Genomic DNA, 18,923 nt, shown 5'->3' on the forward strand with positions numbered 1-18,923 from the left:
TACTCTTTGTTCTAAAAAGAGGATTTTCATATTTCGGTATATTTTGTTCATTATTGCCATTTGTCTTACGGTAGGCTGTAAAACTGAAATGGCAAAAGAAAATGAGTCGCCAAACATTATTGTAATTATGGCAGACGATTTAGGGTATAGCGATTTAGGCTGTTATGGCGGAGAAATAAATACGCCCTCTCTTGATAAGTTAGCCATTGAAGGCATTCGTCTTCCTAATGTTTTTAATGCTGGTATGTGTGTAGCTTCAAGAAGTGCAATGCTAACTGGTAAATGGTGGCCTAGAGCAGGTTTTGGTGCTCAAAACGGTCCTAATATTGCTCAAGAACTAAAGAAAGAAGGCTATAGAACAGGTTTAATTGGAAAATGGCATTTAAATGACACACCTAATGAAAAAGGATTTGATTATTTCTTTGGGTTTTTAGGAGGGTTTTCTTCTTATTTTGAAGGCGGTAGAGATTATAGGATTAATGAAGAAAAGTATGGAGACTTTGGTAACGATTTTTATTCTACAGATGCATTTTCTGAAAGTGCAGTTGAATTTGTGAAATCTAATAATGCACAAAACAAAGCACCTTTCTTTTTGTTTTTAAGTTATCAATCTCCCCACAACCCATTGCAAGCTCCTAAGGAAGATATTATGAAATATCGCGGTTCTTATTTAAAAGGTTGGCAATCAGTTAGAAAACAGCGTATAGAAAAACAAAAAGTTTTAGGACTTATAGCAGATGGAGTTCCTCTTCCAGACTATCCTCAAAACTTACCAGACTGGAGTTCTTTAACAGATGCCCAAATGGATTTAGAGGACTTAAGAATGTCTGTTTATGCCGCTATGGTAGAACGTATGGATAAAGGTATTGGACAATTAATGGATGCTTTAAAGGTCACCAATCAAGATAAAAACACATTAATATTGTTTTTAAGTGATAATGGTACGGATTCTTTTTCGGTGCTTGATAAAGTATTACTCAAAAAAGGCCTTTTGCCTGGGGATGTAGGTGCCAACTATCAACTGGGTACAGGTTGGGCTTATGCAAGTGTTAGCCCTTTAAGGCTTTATAAAATAAGCCAACACTCAGGGGGCGTAAAGACTGGAGCAATTGTTAGGTGGCCAGAATCTATAGTAAAACCGAATACAATAAATACTGAAGCGATAAATGTAGTAGATTTTATGCCAACATTTTTAGAAGTAGCAAAAGCGTCTTCAGTATCGGAAGCCACCACATTTTCAGGTCGGTCTTTTCTGCCTTTGTTAAAAGGAAAAACATGGAAACGAGAAGCTCCAATGTACTTTCAGTTTATGGATAATCGTGCTATTCGCACTTCTGAATGGAGTTTAATTGAAGTAGATAACAAGGGCTGGGAATTATACAACACAAGAAAAGACCCTTTAGAAACTAATGATCTGTCTAACATTCATAAAGACAAAGTATTAGAATTGGAAAAAAAATGGCTTAATTGGTGGATAACTGAAAGCGGAGAATCTGGGTATCAACCTGAAAGCACTGAGGGTAACCCTCATTACAAAGCACAAGGTGATCGTGGCACAGGTGTTATGTACACGCCTTCTGCTATGCCTGAAGTATTGAGTGAAAAATATAGTTTTTAGGGGTAGTGGAAAATAAAAAAGGGCGAAAAAAAATTTCGCCCAAAAAAACTACAACTCTTAATTACTAAATATTATAATAATAACTATAAAGTAGAATAAAAAAAAGAAAAATGCATCCTGCGGTAACATGCAAAAAATATAGATATTCACTTTTTTTAAGAGATATATTTAGGGCTTTTCTGAACTCTGCTTAGTTGAAATTTTGGATATCATAGATTCATAATTACGAGACCACAGTTTTATGGCTTCTCTGTCATAAATTTTTCCTGTTTTATTACCGGCATCAAAACTTTTATTAATTCTATAGACTATATCGCAATAATGAGCCATAGCCGGATTAATAATGAAAATAGGGAAATCATGTTTTTCATTTTCAAACCATGCTACAATAGATAGCCTCTCTAAATTGCACCTTAATCAATTTTTATTTTGAATGCATATTTACCAGAACCAACTTTAAGTATTGTAAATTCTTCTTCTGACTGTAAAACCTTAATATCTGGGTTTTTCTTTAAAGACATATTACTTTCCTTAATGTTAGACACTTGTGATGTTGGTATATATACTTTAGCACTTGTATTTGTTGGTATTTCAATATTCATTATTAAATGATTTTTGTCCCAATTCCAAGCGGATGATATGGTACCATTAATGCTATTGTAACTCCCTTTTATAAAGTTCATCTCTTTACTTATGGCTGGTTTTATAATTATATTTCTATAGCCAGAATCTTCTGTGTCTATGCCTACAGCATTAATGAACATCCATTCTGCCACAGACCCAAAGGCGTAATGGCTGAACGAATTCATGGAGCTATTTAGATCTGAATTTGATGATTCGTCTTTGGTATAACTATTCCAACGTTCCCAAATAGACGTACTTCCATTTACAACAGAATATCCCCAACTTGGGTACTCGGTTTGCTGAAATAGTTTGTAAGCGATATCATCGAAACCGTATTTTGATAAAGCGAGCATAACATGTTTTGTCCCTAAAAAACCGGAAGAAAACTTAAAGCCATTCTTTTCAATTTTTTCTGCTAATCTAGAAGCACCCTTTTTTGCGAGCTGTTCTGGAAATAAATCAAAATATAAAGCTAAAGCGTAGGTGGTTTGTGTATCTTCAGAAGTGTGTCCGTTTTCTAGTATGTATTTTTTAGCAAAAGCGGTTTTTATGCTTTGGAATAAGGTTTTATACTTTTTAGCATCATCGGTTTTTCCTAATGCTTCTGCCATTTCAGCCATTAGTTTAGCATCATAACCATAATAAGAAGCACCAATAAAATCATGACTTGTCGCTTCATTTACCGATAGCCAATCGCCCCAATTATTCCCACCACCGGGCCTAATAAAATCTGTACTTGCATCAGCTTGAAATTCCATAAACTTCTCCATTCCAGCATACATGTATTCTAAAATTCGAGTATCGTTATACACTTTGTACATGTTATACGGAATGATAATACCCGCATCCATCCAAGCAGGAGCGTATTGATTTGGTCTTGAATACGGAAATGGTGCAAAATTAGGATAGGCACCATACCAGCGTTGGGCATCATCAACATCTATCAAGAACTTTGACATAAACGAGGCGACATCGGCATTAAAAGATGCAGAGCGCATGTAGGTTTGCGCATCTCCAAGCCACCCTAAACGTTCATCTCTTTGAGGACAATCGGTTGGAATATCAAAAAAATTGGCCTCTTGAGTGGTTTTTATATTTTTATAAAGCGTATTATTCATTGCATTAGACGAACTGAAAGTACTCGCATCAGTTTTAATAGAACTTAGAACTAAACCTGTAATAGCATCTAATGTTGGTTTACCAGGAAAACCAGTAACTTCTACATATTGAAACCCATGATACGTGAATTTTGGTTGCCAAACTTCTTCTTCCTCTCCTTTAAGAATATACGTGTCTGTCGCTCTTGCTAAACGAAGGTTTTCTGTTTGTATGTTGCCATCTCTTTTTAAAATCTCTCCAAACCTAAGTCTAATTTTTGTTCCCTTAGGACCTTTAACTTTTAACTCTGGTATACCTGCAATGTTTTTCCCTATGTCAAAAACATAAACACCGGGTTTGGGTTCGGTAATTCTAATTGGTTTTATGCGTTCAGTATTTTTAACTAGGTTACTGGGGTGTACCTGTAATTGTCCGTTAGGATAGGTGTATACTTTGGGGGTTTTCCAAGATGCATCATCGTAGTTTGGGCTATCCCAACCTGTGTTTTCCATAGTGGCATCGTAAACTTCTCCCATTAAAATATCGGCTTCACGTATAGCGCCTTGATTAGATTTCCATGATCTATCGGTAGCAATAATTTCTATACTGCCATCTTCATAATCTAAATGTATTTGCCCCATAAATGATGGATTAACACCATAAAACTCACGCACTTTATCTAACCGAACAAATAAGCCATAACCTATGTATCCAGCATACCAACCATCTGCAATAATAGCACCTATAACGTTTTCTCCTTCGTTGATGTACTTGGTAATATCATACGTTTGGTAATACAAACGCTTGTTATAGTCTGTCCATCCTGGGGCAAAATAATCATCGCCTACTTTACTTCCGTTTAGTCTTAGTTCATATAATCCTAACGCAGTAGTATATGCTGTTGCTTTTTTTATCTTTTTTTTAGGAGTGAAAGACTTGCGTAGATATCTTGCAGGCGGTAAGTATAAACTATCGTATTTATCTGTTTTATCATATCCTACATCATGGCCAATGAAAAGCCCTTTCCAATTTGAAAATTTTAGTAAGCCCATGGACCAGTAAGCTGTTTCGCTCCAACTAGATTCTGTATTAGATTCATCCCAAACCTTTACTTTCCAGTAATACGTAGTATTCGATGTTAAAGAAATGCCATCATATTCAACTTGATTGGTAATATTAGATGTGATTTTTCCACTATCCCATATATCTCCTTGGTTTTGATTTAGCTTTTTTTCAGAGGATGACACTAATATTCTATAAGCCGTTTGGTATCTATCTCTCCCTTCTCCTTTTAAAATCCAGTTAAATCGAGGGTTTAAAACATCAATTCCCTTAGGATTCTCAAGATACTCTGTTCTTAATCTATTAATATTTAATGATCCTTTGTCATTCGGCACATTATAAATACCTGTAAAAAGAGTAATTAGCTGAAAAAGGATAACTGTAATTTTCATAAAACAAAACTTTTTTAAACTATAAAAAAGGCTACTTTTCAGTAGCCTTTCAAAACTAAAACTAACTCAAAACTATTACCATCCGGGGTTATTCTCAAGGATTTCAGGGTTGTTATTAATTTCACTTACAGGTATAGGCCACAAATTAAAATTTGGGCTATATGCTGTATTTGTTGGAGACCATGTAACATTCTCAGGATGTTGTGATAAAACTTCTTCTACTTTACCTAACCTTCTAATGTCATAGATTTCCTGAAATTCAAAAGAAAGCTCTTTATAACGTTCTTCATATACATATTCAGCAAATTCTTCTTGCGTCATACCATCTGGGGCATCAGTTGCTTGTGCTCTAGACCTTACTCTGTTTAAATAACCATAGGCTATAGCTGTTGGACCATTTAAACTATTCTCAATTTCAGCAGCCATGAGTAGTGCATCGGAATATCTATAAACAATCATATCTGGATCACCATCAACTGCATTTTGATCAAGGTCTACATACTTATTTTGATATATACCTTCGCGCTCAGGATAGAAGCCGTCCCCATAGGTACGTGTAATGCCATCTCTATCTACATAAGAGTATGCCATAGTAACATCTCTACGCGTATCTGTAGCATCAAAAGAATTGTAAAAGTCCATTGTAAATCCACCATGGCGTTGACCAAGGCCAGGGCTAGTAAGTATCCTATTTCGAGACCCCCAAACATGTCCAAAAGCAGTGCCTTGACGTGTTGCAGATTGTGTTTGTTGGATAGCAAATATACGCTCATCGTTATTTTCTACCCAAATAGCATCTGCATAGCTTTCTAATAGTTTGTATCCTTGGGGTGTATCTTCTAAATCAATGACTTCTTGTATTTTAGTCTTTGCCAATGCCATAGCATTCGCATCCTGTAAAGGGAAACCTGCCATAGTTAAATATACTTTTGCAAGTAAAAACTTAGCTGTAGCCTGAATAGGTCGCCCTATTTGAGTTGCACCTCTCTTATCGCTAGGCAAGTCCATTTCAGCTTCTTGTAAATCTAAAATAATTTGTTGGTATACTTCTGCTATTGGTGTCCTAGGAAGTTGCGCCTCTTCAGCAGTAATAGCAGGCTTTAAGGGCATTGGAACAGCGCCAAAAAGTTGAACCAGATTAAAAAAAGACCATGATCTTAAAAATTTGGCTTCAGCAATTATTTCTTTTCGCGCTGTTTCTTCTTCACTTATAAATTCTCGCCCTTCTAATTCTGAAATAACGACATTAGATCTAAAAATACCTCGATAAAAGGGATTCCAAACACGAGGCAAAGAAATAGCATCTGTAGCATCAGTAGTATAATTAGCCCATTTTCTCCTCCAACTCACTTTAGATTGAATTTTTGGTGAAGGGACAACAGCCAAGGATGATAAGCCAAAATCATAGAGACTAATAAATCTGTTAAATGAATTATAAATTGAGGTCACTGCCACTTGGGCCTCTTCTTCATTTTGATAATAATTTGATGGGCTGATTTCTGAATAAACTACTTCTTCTAAATCAGAACAAGCTACAAGACCAGCTAGCAGAATTATATATTTTAATTTTTTCATTATTGTTTTATTTAAATTAAACTATTATTAGAAACCAATATTTATACCTAAAGTAAAAGTTTGAGCTCTTGGATAGGTTGCGAAATCAATACCTTGCGCAAGATTATTACCACCGCGAATATTGACCTCTGGGTCAAATCCTGAATAGTCCGTAAATGTTAGTAGATTGGTTCCTGTTACATAAATCCTTGCAGACGATATTTCTTTAATTTTAGTTAAAGGAATATTGTAACCAATACTTACATTTTTCAACCTTACGTATGACGCATCTTCTATAGTAGCAGAGTTAGGTGCAAAGAAACCTCCATTGCCTCCAGTGTAATTAGGGTAGCGAATATCATTTGTAGGGTTATCAGGGGTCCATCGGTTGTCATACCAATCTTTAAAAGCATTATTTACAATTCTACCTGTGCCCATAAAAGAGTTATTGAGATTCATAAGATCATTCCCAACAGAACCTTGAATAAACACACTTAAAGTGAAATTTTTATAAGTAAAATCGTTGTTCCAACCAAAAATATAATCTGGATTTGTATCACCTATAATACCCCTATCTAAACCACTTATGATACCATCGGGAACTCCATCTGGACCACTTATATCTTGGAATTTATATTGGCCGGGAGCCTGTCCGCCGAGTGTTGGAACCGTTGCTGTACCAGAAGTATCAAAATCACTTTCTTGTAATAAACCAATTACCTTATATCCATATAAAGCACCAAATGGCTCACCTACTCGCATAACGTTTGTAGGGTCTGTTACAATATTTGTGGCAGGTCCAGGGCCAAAAATATCTGCATCGTTATCCCCAAGGCTAACAACTGTTGTTTTGTTATTACTCCAGTTAAAATTAGTGTTCCACTTAAAGTTCTTATTGTCTACAATATAACCTCCTAATACGATTTCAAATCCTTTGTTTTCAATACTACCAGCATTGGCAGTAAGAGAGTTGATTCCAGCTGAATTTGGAAGTGGGAAATTTAATAATAAATCGTCTGTAGTTTTAGTGTAATAGTCTATAGAAGCATTAAATCTGTTTTTTAGAAACCCTGCATCCAATCCAATGTTAAACTGCTTTGTCTTTTCCCATTCTAAATCTGGATTTCCAATTCTTACAGGTGCTAAACCAGAATATAGATTATCTCCATATACGGCATTCGCTGTACCCAAAAGGGTTAAAGACTGCAATGGTGCTATAGATTGGGAACCTGTAATACCATAACTCGCTCTAAACTTCAAGTTAGACACGGTTTCTAATTCTTTTAGAAAATCTTCATTAGATAGAGTCCAGCCCACACCTATAGAAGGGAAATATCCCCATTTTTTGTTTTCAGCAAAAACGCTGGAGCCATCTGCACGAGCTGTTAATGATAAGTAATATTTTTTATCGTAGTTATAGTTAAATCTAGCGTAGTAAGAAGATAAAATTCTTTCAATCCTAGAACTTGTAGGTATAATAGGGTCTAAACCCAGACCAACATTATCGGTCTCTAAGTTATCAACTGGAAAATCATCTACGATAGTATTTAAACGGCGTGTATTATCAATTTGATAAGAATACCCTCCGGTTACATCAAAATTACTTTTCTCAAATGCCTTGTTGTAGGATAAATAAGATTCAATTAAATAATTACGATTGCTACTAACGTTATAAACAGCCCTAGAATTACGTAATTGTCCTTGCCTAGTTGTTTTAGGGAAATAAACTTCTCTTCTACTGTTTGAGCTATTCGTACCAGTTGAAAGGTTAAAAGTTAAATTTTCTGTTATTTTATACTTTGTTAAGATGCTTAAGATTAAATTCTCATTATAAGTTTCATTCCTTGTGTCTCTTAATTCTACCAAAGGGTCCGTAAAAAAATTGCTCGTACCATCACCTTCGTCGATAGGGTCATCAGGAGTTGCTGTTGGAGCGTTTTTGTAAGCTGAAAAAACAGATCCTGAATTTATGATGGAACCAGATCCTTCTCCAGATCTATTATTTTGCGAGCGCACATAGTTTACAGATGTACTAGTTGTTAAACGGTCAGTAAGGTTGTTATCTACATTTAGCCTGATATTACCTCTAGAAAAATCTGTATATTGTACAATTCCTTCATTTTTCAAGTAATTAGCCGATAAGAAATATCTTGACTTATTTCCGCCTCCAGATATAGTAAGTTGATATCTGTTGGTCATCGCTGTTCTCAAAATTCTATCCAACCAATCTGTGGTCGATGCGTTTTCAGGCAAGGGCCTATCAACCCCGTCAAACAGTATAGGCGTATTGTTTATAGTAGCTACTTCATTTCTCCATTCAGCATACGTTGGTCCATCTAAAACTTCTGGAAAATCTTTAATGTCACTAAATCCAGTTTCTGCAGTTAAATTAATTTGAGTAGCCTGCTCGTAATTCCCTTTTTTTGTAGTAACAATGATTACACCATTTGCACCACGAGAACCATAAATAGCTGTTGACGACGCATCTTTAAGAACCTCAACAGATTCTATTTCTGCAGGGTTCAAAAAACTTAAAAGGTTAGAGGAGGTTTGGTTACCATCTCCTGCTCCTGCAGCACTAGCTTCGCTTCCTGTAGGCATTGGATAACCGTCTATAACAATTAAAGGTGCATTATTTCCTAATATGGAGTTATTACCTCTAATTCTAATGGTAACTTCTCCACCAGGTTCACTAGATGTGTTGGTAATGTTTAATCCAGCTGTACGACCTTGAAGCGCCATATCAAAAGTTGGAACTGGCATTTTGGCAATATCATCTCCTTTAACTGACCCTACGGAACCAACTAAATCAGCTCTAGTTTGGGAACCATACCCTACCACAACAACCTCATCAAGACCCTGCGAATCTTCAGTTAACGTAACATTAATAGTGGATTGACTTGAGACCTCAACCTCTTTAGTGGTAAAACCTAAATAAGAGAACACGAGTGTTTGAAGACCAGACACTAACTTTATTGTGAAATTACCGTCAAAATCCGTTACTTGACCGTTTTTCGTTCCTTTTTGAACAATATTTACACCTGTTAATGGCATCCCATCTTCAGAAGTAACATTACCAGTTACGGTACGCTCCTGCGAATACATTCCAAGAGATACTAAAATAAGGCACAAAAACAGTGCTTTTTTGAGAGTTTTCCTAAGTTGTTTTTTCATCATTTACTTGAGTTTGGTTAATTTAAATTAGTTTATTCGTTTGGCGCTATTATCAAACTGGTGCTGTAAAACTATATTATTTCAAAGAAAATTCCATCCTGCCGAATCTGTACAATTTGTAGTATTTTTAATAAAAATTAATATGTAATATTTGTAAGAATAAATTTGTTTGGGTGAGCTTAGTATATTACATGAAATAATACATTGTTATATACATTAGGGATTTTAAGTAGATTTGTTGCTTATTTATTTTGAAGGATATATCTTTCGTTTGTTTTTTTTGGGTGTTAGAGTAATTATAATAGAGGAGAGGTTACTTTTATATAATTTTTGGACTTTTTAATATGATTAATAAAGTGTCGGCAAACCCCAAGAAAAAATATTTATATACTAAAACTTAATCTGCGATTAGTTATAGTATTGGATAATACTTATGTGTATTTTAATTCTCGTAATTAAGTACTTTGTTTCTGTTTAGAATGCCTCTTGAATCCATTGTAGTTTTAAGCAATTGCATCAATTGTATTTCTTCTTTGGAACGACAAAGTTTTAGATAAGGCTTTTTATGGGTTCCGATACCATGCTCAGCAGAGACAGAGCCGCCAAGAGCTGTTAATGGCTTATAAATAATAGTATTAATTTTATCTGTAAGTTCTATTGTATTGTTGTCTTTACTTATTAAAAAATGAATATTGCCGTCGGCTACATGGCCATGGGCGAAAAAGTTGTCAACTTCAGATGTTTCATTTAAAGTCTTAAAAACAGTATCAACATAAGTTCCTATTTCTGAAACAGGAAGGCTTATGTCAAAGTTTTGAACATTGTTACATTGGGAAACTAAAATATCTACATCTTCTCGAATTCTCCAAAACAGCTCTATGTGTTGCATTGATTGCGCTAAAGCAGCATCTAAAATAAGTTCACTCGTTAAAGCTTCTTCTAGTAATGATTCTAATCTTTGTTGGTCTTTTTCATAATCACTACCCAAACTTTCTATAAGTACATAGTATTTATAGCCATAGGATAAAGGTTTTGAAATATTTGTAGAAGGATCGGTCATGGCCTTATAATTACGCTCCCATAATAATTCGTAACCACTTAGGGTTCCTGCTAAGCCTTCATCTATAAATTTCAAAAATGCTACTACATTTTCAAAATCGTTCATGGCTACAAATGCACTATTTCTACTTTTTGGTTTTTGATGAAGCCTTAATACCGCTTTAGTGATTACTCCTAATGTACCTTCTGAGCCAATAAATAGTTGTTTTAAATCATAACCTGAATTATCTTTTATAATTTTTTTCATTGAAGAGATAATGGTTCCATCAGCCAGTACTACTTCCAGTCCTAAAACTAAATTTCTAGTCATTCCATATCGAAAAACACGAAGTCCACCAGCATTTGTTGCAATTACTCCTCCAATTTGAGCGGAACCTTGAGCACCAAAACTCATAGGGAATAATAAGTTTTCTTTTTCTACTTCCTGATGTATAGCTTCTAAAATCACTCCAGATTGTAAAGTTATTGTACGGCTGGATAAATCGAACTCTTCAATCACATTCATTTTTTCCATACAAATGACTAATTCATCGGCATTAGTTTCTGTACTCCCAGTAAGATTTGTTAATCCTCCATGTACTGCAATAGGTTGATGGTATTCATGACAAATTGTTAAGATATCTGATACGTCTTGAGTTGTTAATGGAAAAACAACAGCTTTAGCCCGCAAAGGTTTGTCCATTTCCCATATATGCTCATATCTTTCTTTGACACCTGCTCCCAAAAGAACTTTATCAGCTCCAAGTTTCTGTATAATTTGTTTAATATGTTCTTCAATCATAACCTTAAACTAACTTCTGAATTATTGAGAACCTGCATTTATAGTATTTTCTCCTAAGCCTTCGGGCCCTATTGATAGGTAACCTCCATCTACAGCTAGATGGGTGCCAGTAATAAAAGAAGCGTCATTACTAAGCAAAAACAGTACTGGTCTTGCAACTTCTATGGCTTTGCCCATACGTCTTAACATGTGAAAACGTCCCCAAATAGGATCCCATTTTTCTCGACCACCTCCATCTAAATTTGAAGCTTTGTCTGTTTCATGGGTCCATATCCAGCCTGGATCTACACTATTTACTCTTATATTATGAGGTGCTAAATCTAGAGCTTGACATTTAGTTAATTGGTTTACCGCACCTTTTGAAGCATTATAAGTCCATCTGTCTTTTTGTGCGATATGAGCAGAAATACTTGAAATATTCACAATAGCACCTCCACCAGATTTTTTCATGTAGGGATAAACCTCTTGTGCCATTCTTGCATAAGCCAATGGCCCTACTTCAAAACTTCGCATCCAATCTTTAGTTTCAGCATTGACCCCTGCTGCCGTAAAAGAAAAGGCATTATTGATTAAAAAGTCAATTCTCCCATACTTTGTTATGGTTTCGGTTATAGTAGTTTTGCAAAATGCTTCATCTCCCATGTCTCCCATTAAAAATGTTGTATCGTAATTATTTTTAATATCATCGCCCTGTTTTATTTTACCTAAATCGCTTATATCGGTAAATAAAACTTTACCGCCTTCTTTACAGAATTCTTCTGTAATAGCCCTTCCTAAACCAGAAGCACCACCTGTAACAATGGCAACTTTACCTTCAAACCTTTGCGGAACAAATTCATGATTGCTTTTATATAATGTATTGCTCATAGCTGTTTTTATTTATATGTTATAAAACTGAATTGCATTTGTTCTAAAAACTTTAGTACGTTTTTCTTCGCTTAATCCTTCTGTTAAAGAAACTGCAGTTTTAAACCATTTGGACCAAGAAGATGCGCGAAGTGCATGAGGCCAATCGCTACCCCATATTAATTTTTTCGGACCAAAAATATCAATCACTATATCCGCATATGGCCTTAAATCATCTATATCCCAGTGCTCTAAATCGGCATTGCAGACTAGATTTGAAAATTTACAATAGTGGGGTCCAGAATCAGCAAATGCTTTTAAATGTTTCTTCCAGGGTTGTAGTTGTTTGTTAACTATACTTGGGTTGCCTATATGGTTTAAAATGAGTTTTGTGTCTGGACACTTTTCTACAAGTTTTAGAACAGCAGGAAAGTGTTTTGGATCTATTGTTAACTCGAAGTGTAGATTGTTTTTTCCTAGGAGATTAACAGCTTCAACAAAATCGCGATGAATACAAAAATTCACATCTTCTTGGGGTTGAATTAATTGTCTAACTCCTTTTATTTTGGGGTTTTCTGCAAATTTTTCTAATACTTCTGCTACTGCATTTCCTGTATGTAAAGGTGCCCAAGGTATTATTGCAGAGAGCCTCTCGTCCTTTTCTGAAAGTGCTTGAACCCATTCCACTTCTTTTAAAAATTGAGAAGGTTTGCATTCGGCTTGAACAAAAATCATTTTTTCAATAGACTGTCCTGCTGTGGCAGTATTGTAATCAGACAATGAAAAAGTTCTATTGATTTTAGGAAATTGATTTAACCAAGGATAATCTAAATGCTTTATATCCCATAAATGAATATGCGCATCAATTATTGATGAATTTTTCATAGTTCTATTTTCATATTAAACTTTTATCCATTCATCACATAAGTTGAATATCCCAGTAGGGAAAAGGCTAAACACAATACTAAAATTCCTGTTATCATAATTCGGCGAGGTGCTACTCCAGAGTTTTTCCATTCACCACCTAAAGCGCCTGCTAAATTCCCTGCTAGAATAGATGCTAATATCATCATTGGAAAACCTGCATAAGCGCCATAAGGCCCCATGGAATTTGCGCCAATACCATAAATGATAATACCTCCAGGCCATGCTAAACCCATAAAAATTGCACCTATCCACTCTCTAGAAAAACTACCTTTAGATAAGTTTTTTAATGTGCCTTTTTTTAGCATCATGTAAAAACCATAAATAACATTGATTGAAAAATTAGCTGTAAAAACGAGGCTCCAAATAGCAAAACTAGTAGCATAATCTTGTACCTGCATCTTTGAAGCTTCCTCTGTTATTGGGGCGCCAATAATAAATGCAAAATTAACTGCAGAAGAAAGAATACCAGAGATTAAGCAAAAGATCAAACCCAAACGAAATGTTCCTGTTTTCTTATTTTCTACTACTTTACTTTCTCGTTTTCCTAAAGCCAGCTCTTTCTTTTTACCAGCAATTGATATTATAATTATCCCTACAATCATTATAAGAACAGCTAATATTAAAATACCACCACCTAGAGTAAATATTTTGTTAGGCTCAAAAACAGACAGAGGTACAATTGAACCGAAAACATTAATGAGTCCCATAAGTATAGAAACTCCCAGAGCCATCCCCAATGTTGCAATTGCACGCCCCCAATAGATACCCCCTATTCCCCAAGCAAAACCACATAACACAACACTTATTAAAATTGAATTAGGTATAGATGTGTATAACTGAGACAAGTCTTCTACGAAAAAATAAGATAATGGCCATGGTAGCAATAGAAGTGCTAGGAGCGACCCAACACCCCATATATTCTCAAACTCCCATGTTTTTACTTTAGTAACTGGTATTGAAAAAAGACCTTCTAAAATTCCTCCCAATGCTACGAGTAATACACCTACTAAAAATGCCATGTCCATATACTTAGCTATTTATGGTATTTATACTGCAAAGTGGTTTTGACGGCGCGTATAAATTCATCACTATTCATTAATCATTCTATAAATCTTCCCGTCTGCTTTGGTAAACATATACATGTTTCCATCACAATCTTGACCTAGTCTGAGATCTATACGACGTTTATTGGTAAGCTGTCTAAAATCTGTTTGCTTACCTTTAAAAACTATATTCAACTTTTTAATATTCCTTTTTTCAGTGTTGGTTTCTGAAGGGTCTGCTATATAAACAGTACCCTCTGGAATATCTCCAAAAATGTATTTTCCCTTAAAAGGTGTAGTATTGGAAAAGAACCCACCGCTAATAGCTGAACCATCATCATGATCATATTGAATTATTGGATATGTAACACCAAAATCGACATCATTATCCGGTAAAGGATAGGCTAAACTTTGATTTCCATAAGGGTCTACTAAAAATTTGCCCTCTCTAATGGGCCAGCCATAAAACTTACCTGGTTCTATAATGTTTACTTCCTCCACTATATTATGCCCAATATCGCTAGCATACATTTGCCCTTCTTCATTCCAGCTAATTCGATTAGGATTTCTTAATCCATAAGCCCAAACTTCCTTGTTCTTTTTATTTACATTTACAAACGGGTTATCTTTTGGAATACTATATTTACCATTATCACTATTACTACCACTAGGATCTATTCTCAAAATTGTGCCCCAAACTTGAGCCCCACCATGCAACGCTATTTTTGGAAAACCATAAGCAACACTACCTCCATCTCCAACTCCAATGTATAACATCCCATAGTCTGAATCATTTTTAGAGCTATGTGGATTAAAAGTAATTTCCTGAATACCATGCATTATAGTAACAAAATCAATGCGCAAAAGTTCTCGAATTGAACCCTCAAAGACTTTACTTTTAGGGTCTTTACTTTTCCATTCTTTAATGACCCATTGTAGTTTTACGGGAATACTGTCCGGAAGTGAAAAATCAGCCTTCGTTTTATGTAATTTTTCAGAATGTGCAGTATAAAATAATCCGTTTTCTGAAAAATCTGGATGAAAAGCAAAGCTCCCAAACCCTGTACCTAATCCTGGTTCATGTATAAAGCTATTATGATATCTAGATATTGAAGCATACAGTTTTGGCTTATTATCCTTCAATTCATAAAGCATTCCTCTTAAATCGTTGATAAAAACCCGCCCGGAATTAGTAGTACATGCCAACTTATTTATTCGAGCCAACTGACCGTTTTTCGAAGAAGCAGGTACTTGTGCTACAAACTCTATATGAGCGTTATCTTTGGAATTCACAAGTGTGTCTTTAATTGGATTGTCTATAACGTCTTCGAAATTATTATTACCAGACGCTTTCTTCTTTAAATAAGAATTCATATAACTTAGAAGTTCGTCAAATTCCTTTTCGGATAAATATGAAAACTCCGGCATAAATGTTTTATATTTTTGATGTAAAGCTTTTGCCCTGGGATCCTTTTGAGATATCATCTTAAATGGATTCTTAATAAATTCTTTTATCCAGGCTTCACTAACCTCTTTTGTAATACCACTTAGGTTAGGCCCTATTGCGTCCTTTTTAAAATTATGGCAGTGACTACATTTTTGCTCAAAAATTAGTTTTCCATTTTGTATATCCTCTGTGTTAATACTTATTGTACTACCATATTCATGTTTTGGCTCCGATTTACAGTTGCAAAGCACTACTGCTAATAGCAAAATGTAGAAGAATTTTGTTTTAAACACTGTCTTAATGTTGTTCAACCTCTTAGAAATAAAAATTATATTTCAGATTGAAACTTGTAGCTTCCTGACCCAATTTCATACACCTTATAGTCTCCTTCTTGTTTTACGAACTTTATAAGTTTTGAATCGATTTCGCTACCAGATTCAGATACAACACTTCCTTCTTTAGATGGTATGTAAACAGAAGCTTTAGTATTTACTGGTATTTCTACTTTTAAATTAAAATTGGAACCATCAATCGACCAAGAAGAAACAATGTCTCCATTAATGGAAGCGTATTTTGCGTTAACATCAGTCAACGTCATATTACCTAGTTTTGGCTTTATTACTATGTCATTAAAACCAGCACCTTTTGTATTAATGCCTGCAATATCACTAAATAAGAATTGTGAAAAGGCACCGAAGGCATAGTGATTAAAAGAGTTCATTTTGGCATTCATTTCTCCATTAAAACCATCTTCCGGAGTGTAACTATTCCATCGTTCCCAAATTGTTGTAGCACCATTTTTTACTTGGAAGCCCCAACTAGGATAGTCCTTTTTTAACAGAATTTCGTAAGCTAAATCGGAGCGTCCAATAGAAGATAATGCTGGTAATAATTGCCTAATACCTAAAATACCTGAAGATGGTAAATTATTGTTTTCAGCTAATAAATCTACAAGATGTTTTCCTGCTTTTTCTTTTAGTTCAGGAGGTAGTAAATCAAAATAAATAGCTGTTGCATACGCTGACTGTGTGTGACCTGTAAATCCTCTTTCGCCTTCAAAATAACCTTTCGCTTCTCCGTAAACAGCTTCATCTATTTGAAACTTTCCATCTTCATCTATATAGTGCTTTATAAATGCACTAACCGATTCGTTATATAATGCCTTATAATAGTCTGCCTTTTCTTGTTTGCCAATAGCACCACTCATTTCAGACATAATCTTTAACGCATATTGATAATGCATAGATGCAAGTATATCATGTGAAAGATGCTTTTCAGTCATAGACAACCAATCTCCAAAACCACCTTCAGGTCTTGCTTCTGGCCATGAATGCTCTGGGTAAAATTTATCTACTTTACTTTTTTCTATGTGATAATCCATGAATCGGGTCATAGATTCATAATGGTTTTCTATAACTTTTGTGTCGTTGTAAAATTTGTAAGTATTATAAGGAACCATTACACCAGCCTCCATCCATCCTGGAGAAAACCAAACCAATTTAGGGTAAGGTCGAGGCGCAAAAACAGCATAGAGTCCATTATCATACTGCGCATCACGAACATCTGCGAACCATTTTGCATTAAATGCACCTATGTTGGCATTATAAAGTGCAGACCTAGAGAAAATCTGTACATCTCCGAGCCACCCTAAACGCTCATCGCGTTGCGGACTATCTGTAGGCACTTCCATAAAATTAGAGTGCTGTGTCCATAGAACATTTTGATACATTTTATTTAAAACCTCATCAGAAGAAGTAAATGAACTTTCAAATGGAATTGATGACCCAAAAGGGATACCCGTAATTGTCTTTTTATTAGGTTTTGCTTTGAGGCCTGTAACCTCAACATATTGAAAACCATGATAGGTAAATTTAGGTTCCCATATTTCTGTGCCTTCGCCTTTTAAAATATAGGTGTCTGTAGCACGTGCAAACCTTAAATTTTCAGTCATTAATCTGCCATCATCATGTAGCCTTTCCCCAAAACGGATAACAATGGTGTCATTTTTATCCCCTGAAACTTGTAGTCTTGCATGTCCTGCAAAGTTTTGACCTAAGTTAAAAATGTATGTGTCTTTTTTAGGCTCAGTAATTTCAATAGGTTCAATTTCATCATATACCTGTATGCTATTCCCAGGATATGCCTGAATAACACCTTCTGTCCCTTCGTGAATAAAAACAGGGTTCCAATCTGTATCATCATAGTTAGTAGTATTCCAATTTGGGAGTTCCAAATTAGCGTTATAGGCTACTCCCATAAGTAAATCGGCATAAATAAAAGGCCCTTCATTCGCCTTCCAGCTTTCATCAGAAGTTATAATATCTTTTTCGCCATTATCATATTCAATTTCTAGTTGAGAAAGTAACCCAGGGTGTAAACCATATAATTCTCTATTTCTAGGTTTTGATAATACTTTTGGGCCAACATACCCTGCATACCAAGCATCTCCTAATATAGCTCCTATGGTGTTTTTCCCCTCAGTTAAATGAGAAGTTACATTGTAGGTTTTATAATAAATACGCTTGTTGTAGTCGCTCCAACCAGGCGCTAATAAATCTTTCCCTATTTTTTCGCCATTCAAAGACATTTCAAAAGCACCAAGTGCGGTTACGTAAAGCGTTGCATTCTTTATTTTAGCTTTGGTGGTAAATGATTTTCTTAAATACGGCGGAGGCGGTAGATGTAGTGTGTCCTTTTTATTTTTATCAGTTGTTTTATAACCAATCCATTTTGCTTTCCAGTCAGATTTTTTTAGCAAACCCATAGTCCATATGTTTACTTCGCTCCAAGCCGAAGCAACATCGTTTTCATCCCAAACTCTCACTTTAAAATAGCAGTGTTGTCCAGATTGCAATGCTTTACCTGCATAGCGTACTTGTGAGTTTTGCCCTGACAATAATTTTCCAGAATCCCAGAGTATGTTATCATCTGTGTTCAGTGATTCTTTTAAGCTAGCTACTTTAATTTGGTAAGCCGTTTGTTTTTTGTTTCTTTCGTTTGACGACATTGTCCAACTTATACTAGGATTTGCATCATCAATACCTAATGGACTCTCAAAATAATTAACAGTTGTTTTGTTTATTGATATGTTATTCTCTGCTTTTTTTGAACAGGAATGAATCAGAATTATAGACAGAAATATGAGTACTATTTTTTTCATTTATCTTTTTTAATTTGAATACTAAAGCGTCACTAAGAAGTAATTGTAGTGCAACAAACTTATTACTAAAAATAGATTTTTGCATCCTGTCGTTTCTGTTGGGAGTTTATGTAAACAGGTACTTTTTGATACTTAGAA

10 protein-coding genes are annotated in these 18,923 nt (G+C 35.0%); 1 reads left to right on the forward strand and 9 read right to left on the reverse strand.

Translation table 11 applies throughout. The annotated features are described in order from the left end of the window. The first annotated feature begins 88 nt into the window (after positions 1-88). On the forward strand, positions 89-1,618 hold the full coding sequence (locus H7U19_RS02575; RefSeq protein ID WP_186558291.1) for an arylsulfatase: 1,530 nt from the start codon (positions 89-91) through the stop codon (positions 1,616-1,618). A 413-nt stretch (positions 1,619-2,031) separates the two neighbouring features. Here H7U19_RS02575 and H7U19_RS02580 read toward each other — a convergent pair whose 3' ends face one another. The 9 genes from H7U19_RS02580 to H7U19_RS02620 all read right to left on the reverse strand — a co-directional run bounded on the left by H7U19_RS02580 (position 2,032) and on the right by H7U19_RS02620 (position 18,785). Further along, positions 2,032-4,794, reverse strand: a complete 2,763-nt coding sequence (locus H7U19_RS02580; protein WP_186558298.1) for an alpha-L-rhamnosidase — start codon at positions 4,792-4,794, stop codon at positions 2,032-2,034. Positions 4,795-4,869: 75 nt separating this feature from the next. Then, positions 4,870-6,369, reverse strand: coding sequence for a RagB/SusD family nutrient uptake outer membrane protein (locus H7U19_RS02585; RefSeq protein ID WP_186558300.1), 1,500 nt, complete (start codon positions 6,367-6,369; stop codon positions 4,870-4,872). A gap of 27 nt (positions 6,370-6,396) precedes the next feature. Beyond that, positions 6,397-9,525 (reverse strand): SusC/RagA family TonB-linked outer membrane protein, encoded by a 3,129-nt coding sequence (locus tag H7U19_RS02590; RefSeq protein WP_186558302.1) that lies wholly within the window; start codon positions 9,523-9,525, stop codon positions 6,397-6,399. 439 nt (positions 9,526-9,964) lie between these two features. Continuing rightward, positions 9,965-11,362, reverse strand: coding sequence for an FAD-binding oxidoreductase (locus H7U19_RS02595; RefSeq protein ID WP_186558304.1), 1,398 nt, complete (start codon positions 11,360-11,362; stop codon positions 9,965-9,967). Positions 11,363-11,383: 21 nt separating this feature from the next. Continuing rightward, complete coding sequence (locus H7U19_RS02600) at positions 11,384-12,229, reverse strand: SDR family oxidoreductase (RefSeq protein ID WP_186558306.1); 846 nt, start codon at positions 12,227-12,229, stop codon at positions 11,384-11,386. 12 nt (positions 12,230-12,241) lie between these two features. Beyond that, positions 12,242-13,093 (reverse strand): amidohydrolase family protein, encoded by an 852-nt coding sequence (locus tag H7U19_RS02605; RefSeq protein ID WP_186558308.1) that lies wholly within the window; start codon positions 13,091-13,093, stop codon positions 12,242-12,244. 23 nt (positions 13,094-13,116) lie between these two features. After that, on the reverse strand, positions 13,117-14,154 hold the full coding sequence (locus H7U19_RS02610; RefSeq protein WP_186558309.1) for an L-rhamnose/proton symporter RhaT: 1,038 nt from the start codon (positions 14,152-14,154) through the stop codon (positions 13,117-13,119). Positions 14,155-14,223: 69 nt separating this feature from the next. Then, positions 14,224-15,891 carry a PQQ-dependent sugar dehydrogenase gene (locus tag H7U19_RS02615; RefSeq protein WP_186558311.1) on the reverse strand — a complete coding sequence of 556 codons (1,668 nt, stop codon included), beginning with the start codon at positions 15,889-15,891 and terminating at the stop codon, positions 14,224-14,226. Between the two features lie 62 nt (positions 15,892-15,953). Then, entirely contained in the window at positions 15,954-18,785 is a 2,832-nt protein-coding gene (locus H7U19_RS02620; RefSeq protein ID WP_186558319.1) for an alpha-L-rhamnosidase, read from the reverse strand. Positions 18,786-18,923 lie beyond the last annotated feature (138 nt).

Source organism: Hyunsoonleella aquatilis (assembly GCF_014270105.1).
Lineage (GTDB): Bacteria > Bacteroidota > Bacteroidia > Flavobacteriales > Flavobacteriaceae > Jejuia > Jejuia aquatilis.